We start from the raw sequence: 22,603 nt of genomic DNA, 5'->3' as shown, positions 1-22,603 counted from the left end.
GAGCCCCGGGCGACCCGGCGCGACCGTCACTGCTGTGCCTTGCCGAGAGTGACGTCGACGGTCTGCGGCTTCCCCGACGTGTCTATATAGGTCAACGTGACCTTCTCACCGGGGGCTCTCGAACGCACCGCCGCGACCAATGCGTCGGCGCTGCCGATCACCCGGTCGTCGACCTTCGTGACCACCACACCGCTCGGCATGCCCGCGGCCGAGGCCGCGCCACCGGCGGTGACGTCGACGATCTTGGCTCCGTCGACGCCCGCGTCGTTGCCGACCTGGACCCCGAGCGACGCATGGGAGGCGGTGCCGTTCTGGATCAACTCGTCGGCGATGCGCTTGGCCTGGTCGACCGGAATCGCGAAGCCCAGCCCGATCGAGCCGCTCTGCGACTGGCCCGAGTCGCCGCCGAGGGTGGCGATCGCGGAGTTGACGCCGACCAGCTCGCCATTCATGTTCACCAACGCGCCACCGGAGTTGCCGGGGTTGATCGCGGCGTCGGTCTGGATGGCGTCCAGGACCGTGTTCTGGTTCTGGGCGTCGCCGCCGGCAGCCACCGGCCGGTTCAGCGCGCTGACGATGCCGGTGGTGACCGTGCCCTCCAGCCCAAGCGGTGAACCGATGGCCACGACGTCCTGGCCGACCCGAAGGTTCCCCGACGACCCGAGGGTGATCGGAGCCAAGCCCGTGGCGCCGACAGCCTGAACCACCGCGATGTCGCTGCTCGGATCGGTCCCGACGACCTTGAACGTCGTCGTCACGCCATTGGCGAAGGTCACCTTGGTCTGCACGCCGCCCGCGGGTCCACCGGGGCCGCCGTTGGCGGCCGCCACCACGTGGTTGTTGGTCAGGATGAGGCCGTCGGTCGACAGGATGATGCCCGACCCCTCCTCGGACTGCCTGCCCATGTCGGTCTCGAGCTTCACCACGCTGGGGACCACCTTCGCGGCGACCTGCTCGACCGACCCGGCGGGGAGGCTTGCCGCCGGCTCACCCGGCGTCGCTCCCGACGACGTCGAACTCCACGACGGCGTGCCCGGTTGCACCAGGGTGGCGACACCGCCGCCGATACCCGCCGACACGACGGCGATCGCCAACGCACCGACCGTCAACCGGCCTGCCCGGGAACGCCGCTGGGGCGCGGCGGCCGGGATCGGCATCATCCGCGTGGGATCCACGCGGTACGGATCATGCGGCCCCCGATGGGAATGCGTCGCCTGCGGAGGCTGGGTCGCGTAGCGCCAGTCGAACGGCTGCTGCGGGTAGCCACCGGTGCGGTGCTGGCCGGGGTACCCCGGCGCCGCGGCCTCGTGCGCGCCGGGACGATGCCCGGGCGGCGGTGGCGGCGAGTACCTCGGATCGTTTGTCATTGCGGCTGTTGGCTCTTCTTTCGAGTCGTGTGCGTCAGCGATCTGTCGTGATAACGAAAGCCGTCCCCCGACAGTGCCCCCCTGGGCTGAGAATCCACTTAGAGAACTTTCTGGACTTGCCCAGAACTCCCCGGCAGAGCCAATCCCCGATCACCCATTCTCGGGGTTGCCGGCCATCTCGTCCACCGCTCCGCCCTCGCGTGTCGCACCCGCGTTGGCGCCCTCGCCCATCAGGGGCCGGCCCGGCAGGAGCACGTAGATCGAGGTTCCCGGCGGGTCGGCCAGTGGCGTCGCGTAGTCGATGCGAAGTGTCCCACCGTGTTTGACGACGACCTGTTTGACGATCGCCAGACCGAGGCCGGAGCCGGACATCGACCGCGCCGACGTCGACCGGTAGAACCGCTCGAACACCAGCTCGCGCTCGCTCGGGGGGATTCCCGGGCCCTGATCCGACACCACCAACTCGACGTAGTTCGCGTCGACCTGGACCATCCGCACGCCGACCCGGCCACCGGGCGGGCTCCACTTCGCGGCATTGTCGAGCAGGTTGAGCACGGCCCTGGACAGGGTCGCCTCGTCGCCGTAGACCTGCCATCGAACGGTGTTCACGTCGAACTCGATGTCGTTGCGGCGCCGCCGAACTCGTTCGAGACTGCGGTCGACGACCTCGGACAGGTCGACGGGTTCGTGAATCGTGACGCCGGCGTCGTCCCTGCTGAGGTCGACGAGGTCACCCACCAGTGTGGACAGCTCCTCGATCTGGGCGATCACGTCGGTGCGCAGGCCGGCCATCTCGTCCTCGGGGATGCTCGGTGCGCCGGGTGCCATCGACGCCATCAGCAGTTCGACGTTGGTGCGCAACGACGTCAGGGGCGTACGCAGTTCGTGCCCCGCATCGGTGACGAGACGGGCCTGACGTTCCCGCGACTCGGTGAGGGCTCGCAGCATCATGTTGAACGCCTCGGTGAGCCGGGCGAGCTCGTCGCTGCCGTAGACCGGGATCGGTCGCAGGTCGTCGGTTCTCGCGACGCGCTCGGCGGCGTCGGTCAGCCGCGCGACGGGGCGCAGACCGGTTCGGGCGACGGTGCCGCCGGCGATCGCGGCGACCGCCATGCCGAGACCTCCGACGATCAGCAGGATGGTGCCGAGACGTTTGATCACCCCCGCCGTGGGACCCAGGCTCTTCGAAATCAGCAGGGAATCGCCGCTGGGCAGGTGAACGGCCAGCACTCGCTGAAAGTTGACCGTGCGCAACGACATTCGAAGGGTGCCCTGGATGACGTCCTTCTCGGGGTCGCCAAGAGGCAGCGTCTCACCCTCCTGATTGGCCGTGTAGATGCTCCGGCCCGGCATCACGAACATGGCGTTGACGTCGGAGTAGGCCGTGCCCTCGATTGCCTTGCCGGGGTCGACGGCAAGCAGGCCGCTCTCGATGAGTAGCCGCGCGCGGATCTGCAGCTGGTTGTCCATGTCGTCGTACAGGGCCCGAGACACCACCGCGTAGACGGCGAGGGCCATCAGCACCACGACCATCGCCACCATGGACATGGCGAGCAACATCACCCGCCAACGCAGGGACACCGAGCTGGCGCGATGGGTGCCGTACGTCCGCACGTCGGCCGCGCGTCGTTCGCGGGACCGCCACCAAAACGGCGATCGGACCGAACCCATCAGGGCGTCGTCACGGCGGGGTCTCGCGCAGGACGTAGCCGACGCCGCGCACGGTGTGGATGAGCCGCGGCTCCCCGTCGGCCTCGGTCTTGCGACGCAGGTAGCCGACGTAGACCTCGAGGGCGTTGCCGGAGGTCGGGAAGTCGAAGCCCCAGACCTCTTCCAGGATGCGGCTCCGGGTCAGCACCCGACGGGGATTGGCGATCAGCATCTCCAGGAGGGAGAACTCGGTGCGGGTGAGGCTGATCTGACGCTCGCCGCGGGTGACTTCCCGCGTCACCGGATCGAGGCTCAGATCGGAGAACGTCATGGCCGCGGAGTCGCCGTCGTCGGGAAGGACGCGCCGCCGCAGCAGCGCACGCATCCGCGCCAGCAGTTCTTCGAGGGCGAACGGCTTCGGCAGGTAGTCGTCGGCTCCGGCGTCGAGGCCGGCGACCCGCTCGGACACCGAATCCCGGGCCGTGAGGACCAGGATGGGTAGATCGTCGCCGGTGCTTCGGAGCCGACGGCACACTTCGAGGCCGTCGAGCCGGGGCATCATCACGTCGAGTACCAACGCGTCGGGCCGGTCGGTGGCGATCAGGTCCAGAGCTTCGAGACCGTCTTGCGCCAGGTCGACCGAGTATCCGTTGAACGCGAGGGACCGGCGCAGGGATTCGCGCACAGCGCGATCGTCGTCAACCACGAGTATGCGCACAGGCACAGTTTCAACCCAGTGTCTGAGACGGGCCTGAGAGGCGCGCCGTCAGAGCGACGACGGATGGGTCAGCGACGGTCGAGGTCGACCAGGCCCAGGCGCGCGGCCTTGAGCAGGCGACGCGGGACCTTGTGCAGCTGACCTGCAACGTTCACGTTGACCAGGCCGGTAGCCTCGGTCTTCCACTGCGACCGCCGACTACGGGTGTTCGACCGCGACATTCTCCGCTTCGGCACAGCCATGGTGGAACTTCTCCTCTTGAGATTTCTAGCTTTTGATTACGCCGTACACGCCCCAAGTCCGCTGGGGCGTCGGCAATTGCTCCTCAGGATAGCCGGACAGCCGCTCAGCCTCCAAAAACGGCCGCGCACCCCTTGACGCAGTACCGGTGGTACCGGCTAACCTACCGGCCTACCGGTTGGTTGATGCGTCGACGATGACAGGAGCTCTTGGGTGAGTCCGCAGGGCACTAGGGCACTTCGCATCGGAAACTGCTCGGGCTTCTACGGCGACCGCCACGCCGCCATGCAGGAGATGGTGACCGGCGGTGAGCTCGACTACCTCACCGGCGACTACCTCGCCGAGCTGACGATGTTGATCCTGGCCCGCGACCGCGCCAAGTCCCCGGAGCGCGGCTACGCCAAGACCTTCCTCACCCAGCTCGAGGAAAGCCTCGGCACCGCACTGGACAACGGCGTGAAGATCGTCGCCAACGCAGGCGGCCTCAACCCGGCGGGCTTGGCCGCCGCCGTCCGAACCCTCGCGGAGCGGCTCGGCCTCCCGGTGACCGTCGCGCACGTCGAGGGTGACGACCTCGTCGGCCGGCGCGCCGAGTTCGGTTTCGCCGACGACGTGCTGGCCGCCAACGCCTATCTGGGCGCCTGGGGCATCGTCGACTGCCTCAACGGCGGCGCCAACGTCGTCGTCACCGGCCGAGTCACGGACGCCTCGGTGATCGTGGGTCCCGCGGCGGCCCATTTCGGTTGGGCGCCCACCGACTACGACGCGATCGCCGGGGCCGTGGCCGCGGGGCACGTCATCGAGTGCGGCACCCAGGCCACGGGAGGCAACTTCGCCTTCTTCACCGAGGTTCCCGATCTGATGCACCCCGGTTTCCCGATCGCCGAGATCGAGGCCGACGGATCCTCGGTCATCACCAAGCACCCCGGCACCGGCGGCCTGGTCAGCGTCGACACCGTGACCGCCCAGCTGCTCTACGAGATCGGCGGCGAGCGCTACGCCAATCCCGACGCCACGCTGCGGGTCGACAGCCTTCAACTGAGCGACGACGGCCCCGACCGCGTACGGATCAGTGGCGTCCACGGCGAGGAGCCGCCGCCGACGCTCAAGGTGTCGTTGAACGCGGTCGGCGGGTTCCGCAATGCGATGACGTTCGTGTTGACCGGCCTGGACGTCGACGCGAAGGCCGACCTGGTGCGGCGCCAGCTAGAGGCCGGGTTGACGGTGCGGCCTGCCGAGTTGGAGTGGACGCTGGCGCGCACCGACCATCCCGACGCCGACACCGAGGAGTCGGCGAGCGCACTGTTGCGTTGCGTGGTCCGCGACTCCGACCCGAAGGTCGTCGGGCGTCAATTCTCCTCGGCTGCAGTCGAACTGGCACTGGCGAGCTATCCGGGCTTCACCACGACGGCTCCCCCCGGCGACGGTCAGGTGTACGGGGTGTTCACCGCCGGCTACGTCGACGCCGTCGACGTGCCGCACGTCGCGGTGCACGCCGACGGCCACCGCACGTCCATTCCGGTCGCCCCGCAGACCAGGGTCCTGGAACCCGTCGACCCGGCCCCGCTCCCGCCACCGCTGCCCGCCGGCCCGACCCGTCGGGCACCGCTCGGCCTGGTGGCCGGTGCGCGCAGCGGCGACAAGGGCGGCAACGCCAACGTAGGGGTCTGGGTACGAACCCACGAACAGTGGCGCTGGCTGGCGCACGAGCTCACCGTGGACGCCCTGCGCGAACTGCTCCCGGAGACAAGGGATCTGCCCGTCATCCGCCACCTGCTGCCCAACCTGCGTGCCGCCAACTTCGTCATCGAGGGCATCCTCGGCAAGGGGGTGGCCCATCAGGCCCGCTTCGACCCCCAGGCCAAGGGGCTCGGCGAATGGTTGCGCTCCCGCCACGTCGACCTACCGGAGGCATTCCTTTCATGAGCGTGTGGACCACCCCGGAACGCGAACAGCTCCGAAAGACGGTGCGGGCCTTCGCCGAGCGCGAGATCCTGCCCCACGCCGCCGAGTGGGAGCGCACCGGCGACATCCCGCGCCAACTGCACCGCAAGGCGGGTGACGCCGGGCTGCTCGGCGCCAGCCTGCCCGAGTCGGTCGGCGGCGAGGGCGGCGACGGTGCCGACGCGGTCGTCATCTGCGAGGAGCTGCACCAGGCTGGCGTGCCCGGCGGTGTGTTCGCCTCGCTGTTCACCTGTGGGATCGCCGTGCCGCACATGGTGGCCTCTGGCGACCAGCGCCTGATCGACACCTACGTGCGGCCCACACTGCGCGGGGACAAGATCGGCGCGCTGGCGATCACCGAGCCGGGCGGCGGCTCGGACGTCGGCCACCTGACGACGAAGGCCGTCCGCGACGGCGATGACTACGTCCTCAACGGCGCCAAGACCTACATCACCTCCGGTGTACGGGCGGACTACGTCGTGACCGCCGCGCGGACCGGTGGCCCCGGCGCAGGCGGGGTGTCGCTCATCGTCGTCGACAAGGGCACACCAGGATTCGAGGTCAGCCGCAAGCTGGAGAAGATGGGCTGGCGCTCGTCGGACACCGCCGAGCTGTCCTACACCGACGTCCGGGTGCCGGTGGCCAACCTGATCGGCGTCGAGAACACCGGCTTCCTGCAGATCGCGGGCGCGTTCGTCTCGGAGCGGGTCGGGCTGGCCGCGCAGGCGTACTCCAGCGCCCAGCGCTGCCTGGACCTGACCGTTGAGTGGTGCCGCAACCGGGAAACCTTTGGGCGACCGCTGATCTCGCGTCAGTCGGTGCAGAACACGCTCGCCGAGATGGCGCGTCGGGTCGACGTGGCGCGGGTGTACACCAGGGCGTTGGTGGAACGGCAGCTCGCGGGTGACACCAACCTGATCACCGAGGTCTGCTTCGCGAAGAACACGGCCGTCGAATCCGGCGAGTGGGTGGCCAACGCGGCCGTCCAGCTGTTCGGCGGCATGGGTTACATGGCCGAGTCCGAGGTCGAACGGCAATACCGCGACATGCGCATCCTGGGCATTGGCGGCGGGACCACCGAAATCCTCACCGGCTTGGCGGCCAAGACGCTTGGATACCAGTCGTGAGCCCACTCAAGTCACTGGTCGACGTGACGGGCGCCGCGTTCACCGACGCGGCCACCGCCATGACCGCCAAGCTGGCCGAACTCGACACCGAGCACGCCAAGGCCCTGGCCGGCGGCAGTGCCAAGTCCGTCGAGCGCCACCACGCCCGCGGCAAGCTGACACCGCGCGAGCGCGTCGAACTGCTGGTCGACGCCGACTCCCCGTTCCTGGAGCTCAGCCCGCTGGCCGCGTGGGGTAGCGACTTCCACGTCGGCGCCAGTGTGGTGACGGGCATCGGCGTTGTCGAAGGCGTCGAATGTCTGGTCGTCGCGAACGACCCCACCGTCAAGGGCGGCACCAGCAATCCGTGGACGCTGCGAAAGATCTTGCGCGCCAACCAGATCGCCCGCGAAAATCGGCTGCCCGTCATCTCCCTGGTGGAATCGGGCGGCGCTGACCTGCCGACGCAGAAGGAGGTGTTCATCCCCGGCGGCCAGATGTTCCGCGACCTGACCCGGCTGTCGGCCGCGGGCATCCCCACCATCGCGCTGGTGTTCGGCAACTCCACCGCGGGCGGCGCGTACGTCCCCGGCATGTCCGACCACGTGGTGATGATCAAGGAACGGTCGAAGGTGTTTCTCGCCGGGCCTCCCCTGGTGAAGATGGCCACCGGTGAGGAGTCCGACGACGAGTCCCTCGGTGGAGCCGAGATGCACGCCCGCACCTCGGGTTTGGCCGACTACCTGGCCAACGACGAACTCGACGCCATCCGTATCGGCCGCCGCATCGTGGCCAGGCTCAACTGGCACAAGGCCGGACCGCAACCCGGCCCGGTGACCGCGCCGCTGTTCGACGCCGAGGAGTTGATCGGCATCGTCCCCGCCGACCTTCGGGTTCCGTTCGATCCCCGCGACGTGATCGCCCGGATCGTCGACGGTTCGGAGTTCGACGAGTTCAAGCCGCTCTACGGCGGGTCGCTGGTGACGGGCTGGGCGACGCTGCACGGCTATCCGATCGGCATCCTGGCCAACGCCCGAGGGGTGTTGTTCAGCGAGGAGTCACAGAAGGCAACGCAGTTCATCCAGCTCGCCAACCGCTCTGACACACCACTGTTGTTCCTGCACAACACCACCGGCTACATGGTTGGCAAGGCGTATGAGGAAGGCGGCATGATCAAGCACGGTTCGATGATGATCAACGCGGTCTCCAACTCGACGGTGCCGCACATCTCGCTGCTGCTCGGCGCGTCCTACGGCGCAGGCCACTACGGCATGTGCGGGCGGGCCTACGATCCGCGCTTCCTCTTCGCCTGGCCCAGTGCCAAGTCGGCCGTCATGGGTGGCGCGCAGCTGGCCGGCGTCATCTCCATCGTCAGCCGCGCCGCCGCCGAAGCCCGCGGCCAGCAGGTCGACGAGGACGCCGACGCCGCCCTCCGCGCCGCGATCGAGGCGCAGATCGAAGCCGAGTCCCTGCCGATGTTCTTGTCCGGCCGCATGTTCGACGACGGTGTCATCGACCCCAGGGACACCCGCACGGTGTTGGGAATGTGTCTGTCCGCCATCGCCAACGGGCCGATCGAGGGGACGTCGAACTTCGGCGTCTTCCGGATGTGAGCGCCATGACACCCTCCACCCCCGCGATTTCGGCGCGCTCATCCGCGGTGAGCGCGGAAATTCGCGCCCAAATCGCGGGAGGAGAGCGATGATCACGCGAGTTCTGGTCGCCAACCGTGGCGAGATCGCCCGCCGCGTCTTCACCACCTGCCGCCGGCTGGGCATCGGCACGGTCGCGGTGTACACCGAGCCCGACGCCGAATCGCCACACGTCGCCGAGGCTGACGTCCGCGTGCGACTGGACGGCCGCAACGGCTACCTCGACGCCGGCCAGCTGATCGCGGCGGCGCGGGCGGCGGGCGCGGACGCCGTCCATCCCGGCTACGGATTCCTTTCCGAGAACGCCGAATTCGCCGCCGCCGTGCAGGACGCCGGGTTGACGTGGATCGGGCCGCCGGTCGCCGCGGTACGGGCGATGGGTAGCAAGATCGAGGCCAAGAAGATGATGGCCGCCGCGGGCGTTCCGGTGCTCGACGAACTGGATCCCGAGGCAGTGACCGCCGACCAGCTCCCCGTGCTCATCAAGGCCTCCGCCGGTGGTGGTGGCCGTGGCATGCGGGTGGTCCGCGAACTCGACCAGCTCGCGTCGCAGGCCGAGGCCGCCCGCCGGGAGGCGGAGTCCGCGTTCGGCGACGGAGAAGTGTTCTGCGAGCGCTACCTGGCCAGTGGTCACCACGTCGAGGTGCAAATCATGGCCGACGCGCACGGCACCGTGTGGTCGGTCGGCGAGCGGGAGTGCTCGATCCAGCGCCGCCACCAGAAGATCGTCGAGGAGGCCCCGTCGCCGCTCGTCGAACGCACCCCCGGCATGCGGGCCAAGCTGTTCACCGCGGCGCGCCTGGCAGCCGAGGCGATCGGCTACACCGGCGCGGGAACCGTCGAGTTCATGGCCTCCTCAGATGGCCCAGACTCCGGATCCTTTTACTTCCTCGAGATGAACACCCGGCTTCAGGTCGAGCACCCCGTCACCGAGGAGACCACCGGACTCGACCTGGTCGAGCTGCAATTGCTGGTCGCCGGCGGCGGCCGACTAGACGCGGAACCTCCTGGTGCGCGCGGACATTCGATCGAGGCTCGGCTCTACGCCGAGGATCCTGCCAAGGACTGGCAGCCCCAAGCCGGCCCCGTCCACCGGTTCGAGGTGCCGTCGACGGCGGCCGAGTTCACGGTGTTGGGCCGCGCCGGCGTCCGCGTCGACTCCGGCGTGGTCGACGGGTCCGCGGTGTCGGTCTTCTACGACCCCATGCTGGCCAAGGTGATCTCCTACGCCCCGACCCGCGAGCAAGCCGCGGCCATCCTTGCCGACGCGCTGGCCCGCACCCGCCTGCACGGCATCCGCACCAACCGCGACCTGCTGGTCAACGTTCTGCGGCATCCTGCGTTCCTCGACGGAGCGACCGACACCGCGTTCTTCGAGACCCACGGGCTGCCCACCCTGGCCGAACCTCTGGCCGACCCGTCGACCACCGCGCTGTCCGCACTGGCGGCCGCCCTCGCCGACGCCCACGACAATCGAAGGGCCGCAACCGTACTCGGCCGGCTACCCAGCGGGTGGCGCAACCTTGCGTCCGGCTTCCAGACCAAGCGGTATCTCGACGACGCGGGTGACGAGCACGAGGTGCGCTACCGGTTCGGCCGCGCCGGGCTGGAACTCGACGGCGCAGCCGACGCGACCGTGGTGACGGGGTCACCTGGCCGGATCGTGCTGAGCTCCAACGGAGTCGAGCGACCCTTCGACGTGGCGCGCTACGACGAGCACGTCTTCGTCGACGGTCCGCTCGGGCCCGTCCACCTGTTGGCGCTCCCCCGCTTTCCCGACCCCGACTCGGCCGTCGCCAAGGGCTCGCTGCTGGCGCCGATGCCGGGTTCGGTGACCAGAGTGGCCGCAGCCGTCGGCGACGCGGTCACCGCCGGACAGCCGCTGATCTGGCTGGAGGCCATGAAGATGGAACACACCATCGCCGCGCCCGGCGACGGCGTGCTCGCCGAACTGAACGTGACGGCCGGTCAACAAGTCGACGTCGGCGCCGTGCTCGCTCGCATCGAAAACCCCCAAGGAGATCCCGCATGAGCTTCATCGAGACCGACGAACAGCAGCAGCTGCGCAAGGCCGTTGCGGCCATGTCCGCGAGCTACGGGTCGGAGTACTACCTGGAGAAGGCCCGCGCCGGTGAGCACACCACCGAAATGTGGAGCGAAGCAGGCAAACTGGGGTTCATCGGGGTGAACCTGCCGGAAGAATACGGCGGCGGCGGTGCCGGCATGTACGAACTGTCGCTCGTCATGGAGGAGATGTCCGCCGGCGGCTGCGCGCTGCTCATGATGGTCGTCTCCCCCGCCATCAACGGCACGATCATCGCCAAGTACGGCACCGACGAACAGAAGAGGCGCTGGCTCCCCGGCATCGCCGACGGTTCGATCACCATGGCGTTCGCCATCACCGAGCCGGACGCCGGATCCAACTCGCACAGGATCACCACGACGGCCCGCCGCGACGGCGACGACTGGATCCTGTCCGGGCAGAAGGTCTACATCTCCGGCGTGGACCAGGCTCAGGCGGTGCTCGTGGTGAGTCGCACGGCCGAAGCCAAGACGGGCAACCTCAAGCCGGCGCTGTTCGTCGTCCCCACCGACACCCCCGGCATGTCGTGGACCAAGATCGACATGGAGATCGTCAGCCCGGAGAACCAGTTCCAGCTGTTCCTCGACGACGTCCGGCTGCCCGCCGACGCGCTGGTCGGCTCCGAGGACGCCGCGATCGCGCAGTTGTTCGCGGGTCTGAATCCCGAGCGCATCATGGGCGCGGCCAGCGCGGTCGGCATGGGTCGCTTCGCGATCAACAAGGCCACCGACTACGTCAAGACCCGGCAGGTGTGGAAGACGCCGATCGGCGCGCACCAGGGCATCTCACACCCGTTGGCGCAGAACCACATCGAGATCGAGCTGGCCAAGTTGATGATGCAGAAGGCCGCCACGCTCTACGACCTCGGTGACGACGGCGGAGCCGCCGAGGCGGCGAACATGGCCAAGTACGCCGCCGGTGAGGCATCGGTGCGCGCCGTCGACCAGGCCGTGCAGTCCCTCGGCGGCAACGGGTTGACCAAGGAGTACGGCATCGCCTCGGTGCTGACCGCCTCACGCCTGGCCCGCATCGCACCGGTGAGTCGGGAGATGATCCTGAACTTCGTCGCCCAGACGTCGCTCGGCCTGCCCCGGTCGTACTGATGACGACCCTCGTCGCGTACGCGAAGGACGGTGCGGTCGCGCGCCTGACGTTGGACTCACCGCACAACCGCAACACCCTGTCGACGGCCCTGGTTCAGCAGCTGCACGACGGGCTGGCGGATGCGGCGGCGGATCCGGAGGTCCGCTGCGTGGTGCTCGGCCACACCGGCGGCACGTTCTGTGCGGGCGCCGACCTCGGCGAGGCGGCCGGCCGCGACCCCGGTGACCTGGCCACCGACCGGGCCCGCGAGATGGCAGAGCTCCTTCGCGCGTTGGTCGCCTCGCCGATGCCGGTCATCGGAGCGGTGAACGGCCACGTCCGGGCCGGCGGCCTCGGCCTGATCGGCGCGTGCGACATCGTCGTCGCCGGACCGTCGAGCACCTTCGCACTGACCGAGGCGCGCATCGGCGTCGCCCCGTCGATCATCTCGTTGACGTTGCTGCCGAAGATGTCCGCCCGCGCCGCGGGGCGCTACTTCGTCACCGGAGAGAAGTTCGGGCCTGGGGAGGCGCGGGACATCGGTCTGGTCACCGTCGCAACCGACTCCGCGGAGGCCGTCGCCGCCACCGTTGACCAACTGGTGGCCGACGTCACGAAGGGGTCACCGCAGGGTTTGGCGGCGTCGAAGGCGTTGACGACGGCGTCGATCCTCGCAGGCTTCGACGCCAACGCCGCGGCGCTGACCACGCAGTCGGCAACGTTGTTCGTGTCCGAGGAAGCCCGCGAGGGCATGACGGCCTTCTTGGAGAAGCGCCCCCCAAGGTGGGTCGGCGTCACGATTTAGCTGACTTCTTCGCACCGCACCTTGCATGTCTGACCGATCGTCGTAGGCTCGACGTCGATGAGCAACGGAGCGTCGCGATACGGGTCGATGCGTGCTGCCGACACCGATCGCATTCAGGTGGCACAGCTGCTCACCGATGCCGTCGCACAGGGCCGCCTCGAGATGAGCGAGTACGAGGACCGGTTGAAGAAGGCGTACGCGGCCCAGACGTTCGACGAACTGGACCGCCTCAGCTCGGATCTGCCCGGCATCGCCACCACGGCGCCCGCGATCGGACCCGGCCAGCCCGCGCCGTCGACGTTGCTCTTGGCGATCATGAGTGGTTTCGAGCGGCGCGGTAGGTGGAACGTGCCGAAGCGACTGACGTCGGTGACGCTGTTCGGCGGCGGCGTGATCGACCTTCGCTACGCCGACTTCACCGCCGCCGACGTGGAGATCCACTCGTACTCGGTCTTCGGCGGTCAGACCATTCTGCTGCCGCCGGAAGTGAACGTCGTCGTGCGCGGCGTCGGCGTGATGGGCGCATTCGACCACCTCGCCGACGAGGGCTCCCCTGGTGCCCCCCACGTCACGATTCGCGGGTTCTCACTGTGGGGCAGCGTCGGGGTCAAGCGCAAGAAGCGCAAGGCCCAGCAGTAGCGTCAGCGCCTCCGACGCGAGCGTAGGTAGTCGCCGACGACGGCGGCACCCAGCCCGTCGAGATCCGGCTCGACGACGCGCCCCTCCACCCGGCGGGCCACCTGGTCGATGAATCGAGCCAGTCCGGGGTCGCTGCCAAGCCGAAAGATGGTCACCTGCGCGCCAAGTCGCGCGATCTCGTCGAAGCCCTTCACCGTGTGGGCGATGGTGCGCGGGTGGGGCGGGTAGTCGAAGAAGACGGATGCGCCCTCCCCGTCACGGAAGTCCTCGAGGTGCGCCGTCGGTTCGCCGTCGGTGACGATGAGGACCACCGGCTGGGCGTTGGGGTGGCGACGGAGGTGGCGCGACGCCAAGGCCAACGCGTGGTGCAGGTTGGTGCCTTGCTCGTACACGCCTTCCAACCCGGTCAGTTCGGCGGCGCTGACGGTGCGCGCGTACCGGCCGAACGCGATGATCTGCAGATCGTCGGAACGGAACCGGGTGCTGATCAGTTGGTGCAACGCCAGCGCCGTGCGCTTCATGGGCAGCCAGCGGTTCTCCATCACCATCGAGAACGACGTGTCGACGAGAAGGGCGACGGCCGACTGGGTGCGCTGCTCGGTCTCGGAGATCTCGACGTCCTCGACGGTGATCTGCATCGGCAGCTCCGCAACGCCAGTTCCCGCTTGCCGCAGCACGGCATTGGTCAACGTGCGGGTGACGTTCCATGGCTCGGTGTCGCCGAACTGCCACGGCCGGGTGGCCCCGGTCAGTTCACCGGCCGCACCGGCGCGACGGGTGTCGCGTTCACCGTGGCGTCCCGAGAGTTGTTGCGCCACATCGCGAAGAATCATCTGACCTAGCTGACGCATGGCCTTCGGTGACAGGCGCCATTGACCGTCGGCGTCACGGTCGAGGAACCCCTGGTTCATCAGCGCGCGTTCGAGTTCGGACAGTGTCCGGGCGTCGACGGCCGCCTGGTCGCCGAGCTGGCGGGCCAGCATGTCGAGGTCGACGTCGTCCATCTGTGCGCCGGCGTGGCTTTGGCTCAGTTGCTCGGCGAGCTGCTCGAGCTCCCCGATGTCGGCCAGCGCCTGCGCGCCCTCCCCCATGCCCATGGGGTTGTCGCCGTTGAACCGCTCCGACCCCTGCCAGTCCTCGCCGGGCCGCGCATTCTGCAGGTGCTGATCCAGCTTGTCGAGTGCATTCGTCAGCGACGGCGAACCAAAGGCCTGCTGCGCCAAGGCATCCAGCTCGGCACGCTGGTCGGGCGACAGGCTGTTGCGGAACCGCTGCGCGGCGGCCGCCCGCTTGGCCAGTGAGTCGAGGAGCTCGTCGATGTTCTTCGGGTTCTCCGGGAAGAACTCGCCGTGCTTGGCCATGAACTCCTGAAAGTCCTCAGGCGAATCCTGGCCGCTGGCATGCTTGTCCAACAACTCGTTGAGGTCGTCGAGCATGTCGTTGACGCGCTGCCGGTCCTCGTCGGTGGCGTTCTCCAGCGCCTCCTTCATGCCCGCGAAGCGCTGGTCGAGCATCTCGCGGCCCATCAGGTCCTTGATCTGCTCGTACTTCTGCCGCGCCTCGTCGCTGCGCCAGTCGTACTCGGAGAGCTCCTGAACGGCCTTCGCGGGCGACGACGGCAGAGCCTGCAGCTGAAGCTCGTTGAAGCGGGCGTCGTCGTCGAGCGCCCGCGCCAGTTCCTTGCGTTCGGCCAGCACGGCCTCGTCGAGCAGCTTCTTGATGTCCTGCAGCGTTCCGTCGAGATTGTTCTGCTGCAACAGTTTTCGACGCTTGCTATTGGCCTCGGCAGCCAGCCGGTCGGCGCCACGCATGTTTTGCGTGCCCCGCCGCATCAGCTCGGAGAGTGCACGTCGCGGCGAACTGCCCTCCATGACGTCCTGCCCGATCTGTTCCAGCGCCTCGCGCAGGTCGACCGGAGGAGCCAGCGGATCGGGTCCGCCGGAGTAGCGCGAATACCGCGAAATGCGCTTAACCATAGATGGTTTCGCCCTCCCCAGAGACCTTGTCGATGCGCTTGGCCAGGTACAGCGCCTCCAGAGCCAGCTCCAGGGCGGCGGCGCGTTCGCCGTCGGTCTGGGCACCAAGCCGCTCGGCGATGGCGTCGACCACCGGCAGACCCGGGAGCGCGGCGAGCACGTCCTTGGCCGACACGCGCTCACCGGTGGTCACCGGGGCGCCCTCCTCGACGGCGGTCACCAGCGGTCCGACGTCGAGTCCGCCGAGCAGCCGCTGCGCCGTGTCGGCCGTCGCGCGCCGCAGCAGGTGTTCGAGCACCGCCTGCTCGCGGCCCTCCTCGCCGGACTCGAATTCCAGCTTGCCGCGCAGCACGTCGACGATGGTGCTCAGGTCGACGACACGGGCGACGGGGTCCTGCTCGCCGAGGATCGCGGACCGGTGCGTCGCCGCGGCGGCGACGGTCTCGGCGGCGGCGATGGCGAACCGCGCCGACACCCCGGAGCGTTGGTCGATCGACTGCGATTCGCGCAGCGAGCGGGCGAACCGGGCCAGGATCTGCAGTAGGTAGTCGGGCACGGCTGCCGGCAGGTGGGACTCCTGCTTGATGACGCCCACCTCGGCCTCGAGCGCGTGCGGATAGTGGGTGCGGATCTCGGCGCCGAACCGGTCCTTGAGCGGGGTGATGATGCGACCGCGGTTGGTGTAGTCCTCGGGGTTGGCGCTGGCGACGACGAGGACGTCCAGCGGCAGTCGCAGCGTGTAGCCGCGGACCTGGATGTCGCGCTCCTCCATCACGTTGAGCATGGAGACCTGGATGCGCTCGGCGAGGTCCGGCAGCTCGTTGATCGCGACGATGCCGCGGTGCGCCCGCGGGATCAGCCCGAAGGCAATGGTCTCCGGGTCGCCGAGGCTGCGGCCCTCGGCCACCTTGATGGGGTCGATGTCGCCGACGAGGTCGGCGACGCTGGTGTCCGGGGTGGCGAGCTTCTCGGTGTAGCGCTCGCTGCGGTGCAGCCACGTGATGGGCAGGTCGTCGCCGGAGGCCGCCGCACGCCGGATCCACTCGGGTGTGATCGGCGTGTACGGGTGCTCGTGCAGCTCGGATCCCTCGATGACGGGGGTCCACTCGTCGAGCAGGTTGGTCAGCGATCGCAGCAGCCGCGTCTTGCCCTGACCACGTTCGCCGAGCAGCACGACGTCGTGTTCGGCGATCAGCGCACGCTCGAGCTGCGGGATGACGGTGTCCTCGAAGCCGAGGATGCCGGTCCACACGTCGCGGCCCTCGCCGAGCGCCGCCAGCAGGTTCTCGCGGATTTCGGCCTTCACGCCCCGCTCGCGGTGCCCAGACGCGCGCAGCTCGCCGAGGGTGCGGGGGAGATCGTTAGGTGATGTCACTACTCCACGCTACGACGGTTGGCGCCCCGAGGCACCAGGTCCGTGCTCTAAGCGAAATTACGACGCCGTGACGTGGCCCTAGTGCGCGAAGTGGCGCGCGCCGGTGAGGTACAGCGCGATGCCCGCCGAAGCGGCCGCCTCGGTGACGAGGTCGTCGCGCATCGAGCCGCCGGGGTGGACGATCGCCGTCACACCCGCCGCGGTCAGCACCTCGAGCCCGTCAGGGAAGGGGAAGAAGGCGTCCGAGGACGCCACCGCTCCCCGCACCCGGTCGCCGGCCCGTTCGACGGCCAGCCGTGCCGCGTCGACCCGGTTGACCTGGCCCATGCCGACGCCGACCGTCGCGCCGTCCTTGGCGACGACGATCGCGTTCGACTTCACCGCGCGGCAGGCACGCCAGGCGAACACCAGATCCGCGAGGGTGTCGGGATCGGCGGGGGTGCCGGTGGCCAGCGTCCAGGTGGTCGGGTCGTCGCCGGAGGCGTCCAGCGCATCGCGTTGCTGCACCAGCAGACCGCCGCTGACCTGACGGAACTCGGTGCCCCCGACCCGAGGTTCGGAGGCGACCAGCACGCGGACGTTCTTCTTGCGGGCCAGGATCTCGACCGCACCCGGTTCGTAGGCGGGCGCGATGACGACCTCGGTGAAGATGTCGGCGACCGTCTCGGCCATCTCCACGCTGACCGTCGTGTTGGCCGCGATCACACCGCCGAAGGCACTCAACGGGTCGCATTCGTGGGCCTTGCGGTGCGCATCGGCGACCGACACCGACGAGATGGCGATGCCACACGGGTTGGCGTGCTTGATGATTGCCACACACGTCTGCTCGTAGTCGAACGCGGCCCGCCACGCCGCATCGGCATCGGTGTAGTTGTTGTACGACATCTCCTTGCCGTGCAACTGCTCGGCTTGCGCCAGGCCCGGCCACGACGAGTCGTCACGGTAGAGCGCCGCCTGCTGGTGCGGGTTCTCGCCGTAACGAAGCACCGCGGCGCGCTTCCACGTCCCACCGAACCACTCCGGCGGGGTCACGTCGCCCTCCTCGGGCGCCATGATCGAACCCATCCACGTGGCGACGGCGACGTCGTATTCCGCGGTATGCCGAAACGCCAGTGACGCCAAGCGCTTCCGCTCCTCGAGGGTGAAGCCGCCGGCGCGCACCGCGGCGAGTACACCGTCGTAGCCACGCGGCTCGACGACCACTGCGACGCTGGGGTGGTTCTTGGCGGCGGCGCGCACCATCGACGGCCCGCCGATGTCGATCTGCTCGACGCACTCGTCCTCGCTGGCGCCGGACTCGACGGTCTCGGTGAAGGGGTAGAGGTTGACGACGACGAGTTCGAAGGCGGCGACACCGAGTTCGTCGAGCGCGGCGAGGTGCTCGGCCTTGCGGGTGTCGGCCAGCAGCCCGGCGTGCACCCGCGGGTGCAGGGTCTTCACGCGTCCGTCGAGCACCTCGGGGAAGCCCGTGACGTCCTCGACCGGTGTCACCGGGACACCGCTGGCGGCAATGGTTTTCGCCGTGGAGCCGGTCGACACGATGGCGACGCCCGCCTCGTGCAGACCTCGTGCCAGCTCGGCGAGGCCGGTCTTGTCGTACACGCTGATCAACGCGCGTCGAATCGCCCGCCTGCCGTCACCGGTACCCACGTCCACACTCATCCGATCAACGCCTTTCGTCCTGTCCACGTCACACCGCGAGTTGCCATCGCGGCAAGCACTTCCACCAGCAGTCGTCGCTCGACGACCTTGATCCGCTCGTGCAGAGCCGATTCGTCGTCGTCGTCGAGCACGTCGACGGCCTCCTGCGCCAAGATTGGCCCGGTGTCCATCCCCTCGTCGACGAGGTGCACCGTGCATCCGGTGACCCGCACGCCGTACGCCAACGTGTCGGGCACGGCGTGCGCGCCGGGGAACGCGGGCAGCAGCGCGGGATGGGTGTTGACGACCCGACCGGGAAAACGCGAAAGGAACTGCGGACCAAGGATCTTCATGAATCCCGCCGACACCACCAGATCGGGCTGGTGCGCAGCCGCCGCTTCGGTGATCGCGGCGTCCCATGCATCGCGGTCGGCATGGTCGCCGACGCGGGTCGTGAAGCTCGGCAACGAGGCGGCCGCGGCGATCTCGAGGGCGCGGCAGTCCCGATCGGTGCCGACGGCGACCACTCGGGCGGGGTAGTCCCCGACGGCCGCGGCGAGGATCGATTCCAGCAGCGAACCGGTGCCCGACGCCAGGACGATCAGCCGAGCCGGCGCACTGGGGGGCACGATAAGCGGGGGCTGCACGCGATGCAGCCTAATCGGAGGAACGCCGCGGCTCGTCGCTGGTGTGGTCGTCGTCGGCGAAGTAGTGCGCCTCGGGGTCGTCGTCGAAGTCGAAGACGTCCCGGGGCGCGGCCCGAACCGGCCGGGGTTCGGCTGGCTCGGCGGGCTCGGGCAGAGGCACGGGCTCGACCTCTGCCTCGGGTTCCACCTCGAGTTCCGGTTCCGGCTCGAGAACCACCTCCGGCTCGGGGTCGGGTTCCGGCTCGGTCTCCTCGGCAGTCGGCACAGGCAACGTGTCCGGCTCGGCCTCGGGCTCCGGGGCCGGCGCAGGCGCCGCCGGCATGGGCCGGGCCTTGGGTCGACGCCGGAGGCCGCCGCTCATGACGACCGTCAGGCCGCCGATCGCGACGAACCACACGAACACCGCGGGACCGAACGTGGCCTGGTCGACGCCGACGTCGCCGAAGTTGCCGAGCCGACCACCGCCGGCGTACCCGAGCAGGGCCATCACTGCGGCCCCGATGGCTGCCGCGGTCGTCAGCTTGCCCGCAGCTTCTGGCAGCGGCTCGGACCGCCGCGCGCACTGCTGACCGAGGGCCACGGCCGCCGCCGCCGCGGCGATCAGCAGCGCCACCCAGATCGGCCCCAAGGGCGGGCTCGGGACCGCAGCCAGGATGGGCAGGGCGGGCACGTCGCCACCCAGCACCGTGAAGGAGCTGAACGTCGCGAGGCCGACGTGCGCGCTGGAGCCCACGGCGACGGCCGCGGTCCCGACGATGACGTTCGGCGCGTACAGCATCGACAACAACGTCAGGCTGAACTGGCCGAAGGCCGAGTCCGTGATGCCGAACAAGGTGTCCATCGTGCCCCAGTGCACGACCATCGACCCCGCGGTGATCGCACCGGACAGCCCGAACAGCGCCAACACACCCACCGAGGCGGCCCGGAACGCCTCCGGCAGCCAGACGGGTACGTACGGCAACCTCAGCAGCCGGCCGGTCACCCTGGGGCCGACTCCGAGGAGCGCCCCGGCGAGGTGAACGGCGAGCACGCAGCCGAACGCAAGCGATGCACTGGGTGTCTGGAGTTCGATCAGCACGGAGGACGCGTCGTGAATCACGGCGAGGGCGATCGCGGCGATCAACAGCGGGCCGCCAAGCGCCGACGCCACGATCCACCGAATCACGAACCACGACGTCCCTGCCCTGGTCGCGGCTGCCGTGGTGCGGGCGGTCCCCCACACCATCGCCAGCATCGGCAGCAGCGGCATGACGCCGAGTTCTGCGCCGCCGATGGACACCGGCACCCCGTGGACGCCGAGCCACATGCTCGCGATCGCGCCGAATGCACCCGTCATGTCGCTGTTGGCGATCACCAACTGCACCAACACGACGGCCGCGATCACCGCGACTGCGATGGCCGACGGTCCGAACGCAACCCGCAAAAGGTCGCGAGCCTGACGTGTGCCGACTGGCCGGTTGTCCACTAGCTGCGTTGCTCCTCGCACGATCTCCAACGCGCGAAGGGTGTGTGCGCGCCGCTAGAGATTATGACGGTGGCGGGGTGGATTGCGGCGCAGCCTGCTGTTGTGGTTGCTGCGTTTCGAAGGACTGCGTCGGCTGAGAGCCGAGCGATCCCTGCGGTGAGCCGAAGGCGGGGAAACCCGTCGGGGGCGTTGGCGGACCGCTCTGCTGCGACCCGGCCTGCTGGCTCGGCTGGGACGGCGACTGGGCACCAGGCTGGGCGCCGAAGCCACCGGTGGACGGGCTGCTCGGGTAGCCGCCGTACGACTGCTGGGGGTAACCGCCGCGCTGGGGCGGGCCCTGCTGGTGCAGGGGGGCGCCGTGCTGAGGCTGGCCGTAGTACTGCCCGGGCGCGCCGTACTGGCCGTACGGGTTCTGCTCGTACTTCGGCTTCGGCGCGGGCGCGGAGACGACGCCGGACTCCAGCAGCAGTGCGGCCACCGCTGCGATCGCCTGGATCACCGAGAACACGATGATCAGGTACAGCGCCCATCCAAAGGACACACCCGAGGGCAGGCCCACGATCTGCGAGAGCACCAGCAGCAGTGCCAGCACCGAGAGGATGGCGACCCAGGTGTCGGACTTGCCCTGCTTGGGCAGCAGGCTGACCCCGGCAAGCAGAGCCGCGACGAGCGCGACCGCGGTTGCCAGGGTGATGCCGATCGGCGTGGTGCTTACCGAGCCGCCGATCGGGCCGAAGCCGGGAAGGTTCGGGGCGTTGATGGTGAACACCGGGCCGAAGTTGGCCAGGTAGACGAACAAGCCGAGGGCGGCGACGGCAGCGGCGAGGTACTGCGGCAGCCTGCTCGGCCCCGCGGGGGTGGCGGTCTCTTGGGTGTGACCGAACTGCTGGGTGGGCGCGCTGTACTGCCCGGCCGACGGCCCAGACGGGTAACCGGAGTTACCGGGCGGGCCCGATGGATACGACATGTTCCCCTCCTGTGATGGGCGATTCGTTCACCCACGCTAGCGCACCAAGCTATGGACCCGGCCTGGGCGCAGGCCGGGTCGCCTGCCTCGCTCAGGCCGGGAGCAGCACCGATCGGTGGCGCGAATCCTCTTCGGATTGCTCGATTTCACGCACCAACGGCAACACCTTCGCGCCGAAGTACTCGATCTCCTCCTGGAAGTGCAGGAAGCCACCGAGGATCAGATCGACGCCGCGCTTGCGGTAGGCGACGATGCGCTCGGCGACCTGCTCGGGGGTGCCGATCAGTTTCGTCCGGAAGCCGTCGTTGTACTGGACGAGGTCCTCGAAGGACGAGTCCGCCCACATCCCCTTCTTGTCGCCGGTCGAGTTTCCGGCCTGCTGGACGGCGCTGCGGAAGCCCTCGACGGCGGGCTTGTTGGCCTTCTCGACGATCTCTCGGAGGACTTCTCTTGCTTCTCTTTCTGTGTCCCTGGCGATGATGAAGCCGTTCAGGCCGACCTTGACCTCGCGGCCGACGGTGCGGGCGTGGTCGCGCACCTCCACGACCTGCTCGGTGATGCCGTCGAAGTCCTTGCCGTTGGAGAAGTACCAGTCGGAGTAGAGCCCGCCGTTGCGGCGTGCGGCGGTCGAGTTGCCGCCCTGGAAGATCTCCGGGTTGGGCCGCTCCGGGGTGTTGAGTGGCTTCGGCTTCAACGTGAAGTCGTGGATTCGGTAGAAGTCACCACGGAAGTCGACGTCGTCCTCGGTCCAGATCTTCCGGAGGACCTGCAGGAATTCGGCGCTGCGCCGGTAGCGCTCGTCGTGTTCGAGCCACGGCTCCCCCAGGTGGGTGAATTCGTCCTTGAACCACCCTGAGACGACGTTGACGGCGAATCGGCCGTTGCTCAGGTGGTCGGCGGTCGCGCCGAGCTTGGCGAGCACCGCGGGCTGCCACAGGCCGGGGTGCACGGCGGCGATCACCTTCAGCCGCTCGGTGGCCAGCAGCAGGGCCAGGCTGAAACTGGTCGATTCGTGCTGGTACTCGGCCCCGTAGCTGGCCTCGTACCGGACCTGGGACAGCGCGTACTCGAAACCGTTGTTCTCGGCGGTCTGCGCGAGCTTCTTGTTGTACTCGTAGTTCCAGTCCGTGCGCTGCTCGATGTCGCTGGTCACCAGGCCGCCGCTGACGTTGGGCACCCAGTAGGCGAACTTGACGTGGTCGGCGATGCGTTCGGTCGTCATGGTGGCCATCTCAGCCGCTGGCG

The 22,603-nt window shown here is 68.9% G+C and carries 18 protein-coding genes; 7 read left to right on the top strand and 11 right to left on the bottom strand.

Annotated elements, in window-relative coordinates; all coding sequences use genetic code 11:
* Window positions 1-26 precede the first annotated feature (26 nt).
* The 4 genes from B1790_RS24090 to rpmF all read right to left on the bottom strand — a co-directional run bounded on the left by B1790_RS24090 (window position 27) and on the right by rpmF (window position 3,977).
* Window positions 27-1,367, bottom strand: coding sequence for a S1C family serine protease (locus B1790_RS24090; RefSeq protein ID WP_079925805.1), 1,341 nt, complete (start codon window positions 1,365-1,367; stop codon window positions 27-29).
* Window positions 1,368-1,517: 150 nt separating this feature from the next.
* Window positions 1,518-2,927, bottom strand: coding sequence for a HAMP domain-containing sensor histidine kinase (locus B1790_RS24085; RefSeq protein WP_079925841.1), 1,410 nt, complete (start codon window positions 2,925-2,927; stop codon window positions 1,518-1,520).
* 121 nt (window positions 2,928-3,048) lie between these two features.
* Entirely contained in the window at window positions 3,049-3,735 is a 687-nt protein-coding gene (locus B1790_RS24080; RefSeq protein WP_079925804.1) for a response regulator transcription factor, read from the bottom strand.
* A 68-nt stretch (window positions 3,736-3,803) separates the two neighbouring features.
* The gene (rpmF, locus tag B1790_RS24075) at window positions 3,804-3,977 is read right to left on the bottom strand and encodes a 50S ribosomal protein L32 (RefSeq protein WP_056558563.1); all 174 of its coding nucleotides are present in this window, start codon (window positions 3,975-3,977) and stop codon (window positions 3,804-3,806) included.
* A 211-nt stretch (window positions 3,978-4,188) separates the two neighbouring features.
* Between rpmF and B1790_RS24070 the strand changes: the two genes are divergently transcribed.
* The 7 genes from B1790_RS24070 to B1790_RS24040 all read left to right on the top strand — a co-directional run bounded on the left by B1790_RS24070 (window position 4,189) and on the right by B1790_RS24040 (window position 13,287).
* The gene (locus tag B1790_RS24070; protein WP_255407301.1) at window positions 4,189-5,901 is read left to right on the top strand and encodes an acyclic terpene utilization AtuA family protein; all 1,713 of its coding nucleotides are present in this window, start codon (window positions 4,189-4,191) and stop codon (window positions 5,899-5,901) included.
* Window positions 5,898-7,046 carry an acyl-CoA dehydrogenase family protein gene (locus B1790_RS24065; protein WP_079925803.1) on the top strand — a complete coding sequence of 383 codons (1,149 nt, stop codon included), beginning with the start codon at window positions 5,898-5,900 and terminating at the stop codon, window positions 7,044-7,046. Before B1790_RS24070 ends, B1790_RS24065 begins: the two co-directional genes overlap by 4 nt.
* 59 nt (window positions 7,047-7,105) lie before the next feature.
* On the top strand, window positions 7,106-8,638 hold the full coding sequence (locus B1790_RS24060; protein WP_198952108.1) for an acyl-CoA carboxylase subunit beta: 1,533 nt from the start codon (window positions 7,106-7,108) through the stop codon (window positions 8,636-8,638).
* Between the two features lie 88 nt (window positions 8,639-8,726).
* Window positions 8,727-10,709, top strand: a complete 1,983-nt coding sequence (locus B1790_RS24055; protein WP_079925801.1) for a biotin carboxylase N-terminal domain-containing protein — start codon at window positions 8,727-8,729, stop codon at window positions 10,707-10,709.
* Window positions 10,706-11,863 (top strand): acyl-CoA dehydrogenase family protein, encoded by a 1,158-nt coding sequence (locus B1790_RS24050; RefSeq protein WP_079925800.1) that lies wholly within the window; start codon window positions 10,706-10,708, stop codon window positions 11,861-11,863. The genes B1790_RS24055 and B1790_RS24050 overlap by 4 nt, the downstream gene beginning before the upstream one ends.
* Window positions 11,863-12,648, top strand: a complete 786-nt coding sequence (locus tag B1790_RS24045; RefSeq protein ID WP_079925799.1) for an enoyl-CoA hydratase family protein — start codon at window positions 11,863-11,865, stop codon at window positions 12,646-12,648. The genes B1790_RS24050 and B1790_RS24045 overlap by 1 nt, the downstream gene beginning before the upstream one ends.
* Window positions 12,649-12,705: 57 nt before the next feature.
* Window positions 12,706-13,287, top strand: a complete 582-nt coding sequence (locus B1790_RS24040; RefSeq protein ID WP_079925798.1) for a DUF1707 domain-containing protein — start codon at window positions 12,706-12,708, stop codon at window positions 13,285-13,287.
* A 2-nt stretch (window positions 13,288-13,289) separates the two neighbouring features.
* Here the strand turns inward: B1790_RS24040 and B1790_RS24035 are convergent, their stop codons facing one another.
* The 7 genes from B1790_RS24035 to sfnG all read right to left on the bottom strand — a co-directional run bounded on the left by B1790_RS24035 (window position 13,290) and on the right by sfnG (window position 22,580).
* Complete coding sequence (locus B1790_RS24035) at window positions 13,290-15,263, bottom strand: VWA domain-containing protein (RefSeq protein ID WP_079925797.1); 1,974 nt, start codon at window positions 15,261-15,263, stop codon at window positions 13,290-13,292.
* Window positions 15,256-16,638, bottom strand: coding sequence for a sigma 54-interacting transcriptional regulator (locus tag B1790_RS24030; RefSeq protein ID WP_079925796.1), 1,383 nt, complete (start codon window positions 16,636-16,638; stop codon window positions 15,256-15,258). The genes B1790_RS24035 and B1790_RS24030 overlap by 8 nt, the downstream gene beginning before the upstream one ends.
* Window positions 16,639-16,716: 78 nt before the next feature.
* The gene (gene purH, locus B1790_RS24025) at window positions 16,717-18,288 is read right to left on the bottom strand and encodes a bifunctional phosphoribosylaminoimidazolecarboxamide formyltransferase/IMP cyclohydrolase (RefSeq protein WP_198952107.1); all 1,572 of its coding nucleotides are present in this window, start codon (window positions 18,286-18,288) and stop codon (window positions 16,717-16,719) included.
* 8 nt (window positions 18,289-18,296) lie between these two features.
* Window positions 18,297-18,926: a phosphoribosylglycinamide formyltransferase gene (gene purN, locus B1790_RS24020; RefSeq protein ID WP_079925794.1), complete on the bottom strand. Its 630-nt coding sequence runs from the start codon at window positions 18,924-18,926 to the stop codon at window positions 18,297-18,299.
* A gap of 10 nt (window positions 18,927-18,936) precedes the next feature.
* On the bottom strand, window positions 18,937-20,391 hold the full coding sequence (locus tag B1790_RS24015; protein WP_079925793.1) for a DUF6350 family protein: 1,455 nt from the start codon (window positions 20,389-20,391) through the stop codon (window positions 18,937-18,939).
* A 61-nt stretch (window positions 20,392-20,452) separates the two neighbouring features.
* Window positions 20,453-21,358, bottom strand: a complete 906-nt coding sequence (locus B1790_RS24010; protein ID WP_079925792.1) for a DUF5336 domain-containing protein — start codon at window positions 21,356-21,358, stop codon at window positions 20,453-20,455.
* Window positions 21,359-21,449: 91 nt separating this feature from the next.
* Entirely contained in the window at window positions 21,450-22,580 is a 1,131-nt protein-coding gene (gene sfnG / locus B1790_RS24005) for a dimethylsulfone monooxygenase SfnG (RefSeq protein ID WP_079925839.1), read from the bottom strand.
* Window positions 22,581-22,603 lie beyond the last annotated feature (23 nt).

The organism is Mycobacterium sp. AT1 (genome assembly GCF_002043095.1).
Taxonomy (GTDB): domain Bacteria; phylum Actinomycetota; class Actinomycetes; order Mycobacteriales; family Mycobacteriaceae; genus Mycobacterium.
The sequence above is the reverse complement of the archived record's forward strand: the minus strand, read 5'-3'. Positions and strand labels throughout refer to the sequence as shown.

Excerpts from the sequence above, each read along its gene's own strand:
- B1790_RS24040 (WP_079925798.1), top strand. The coding sequence starts at position 12,706 with ATGAGCAACGGAGCGTCGCGATACGGGTCGATGCGTGCTGCCGACACC.
- B1790_RS24090 (WP_079925805.1), bottom strand. The coding sequence starts at position 1,367 with ATGACAAACGATCCGAGGTACTCGCCGCCACCGCCGCCCGGGCATCGT.
- B1790_RS24045 (WP_079925799.1), top strand. The coding sequence starts at position 11,863 with ATGACGACCCTCGTCGCGTACGCGAAGGACGGTGCGGTCGCGCGCCTG.
- B1790_RS24010 (WP_079925792.1), bottom strand. The coding sequence starts at position 21,358 with ATGTCGTATCCATCGGGCCCGCCCGGTAACTCCGGTTACCCGTCTGGG.
- B1790_RS24060 (WP_198952108.1), top strand. The coding sequence starts at position 7,106 with ATGACCGCCAAGCTGGCCGAACTCGACACCGAGCACGCCAAGGCCCTG.
- B1790_RS24055 (WP_079925801.1), top strand. The coding sequence starts at position 8,727 with ATGATCACGCGAGTTCTGGTCGCCAACCGTGGCGAGATCGCCCGCCGC.
- B1790_RS24050 (WP_079925800.1), top strand. The coding sequence starts at position 10,706 with ATGAGCTTCATCGAGACCGACGAACAGCAGCAGCTGCGCAAGGCCGTT.
- B1790_RS24035 (WP_079925797.1), bottom strand. The coding sequence starts at position 15,263 with ATGGTTAAGCGCATTTCGCGGTATTCGCGCTACTCCGGCGGACCCGAT.
- sfnG (WP_079925839.1), bottom strand. The coding sequence starts at position 22,580 with ATGACGACCGAACGCATCGCCGACCACGTCAAGTTCGCCTACTGGGTG.
- B1790_RS24065 (WP_079925803.1), top strand. The coding sequence starts at position 5,898 with ATGAGCGTGTGGACCACCCCGGAACGCGAACAGCTCCGAAAGACGGTG.
- B1790_RS24085 (WP_079925841.1), bottom strand. The coding sequence starts at position 2,927 with ATGTTGCTCGCCATGTCCATGGTGGCGATGGTCGTGGTGCTGATGGCC.
- rpmF (WP_056558563.1), bottom strand. The coding sequence starts at position 3,977 with ATGGCTGTGCCGAAGCGGAGAATGTCGCGGTCGAACACCCGTAGTCGG.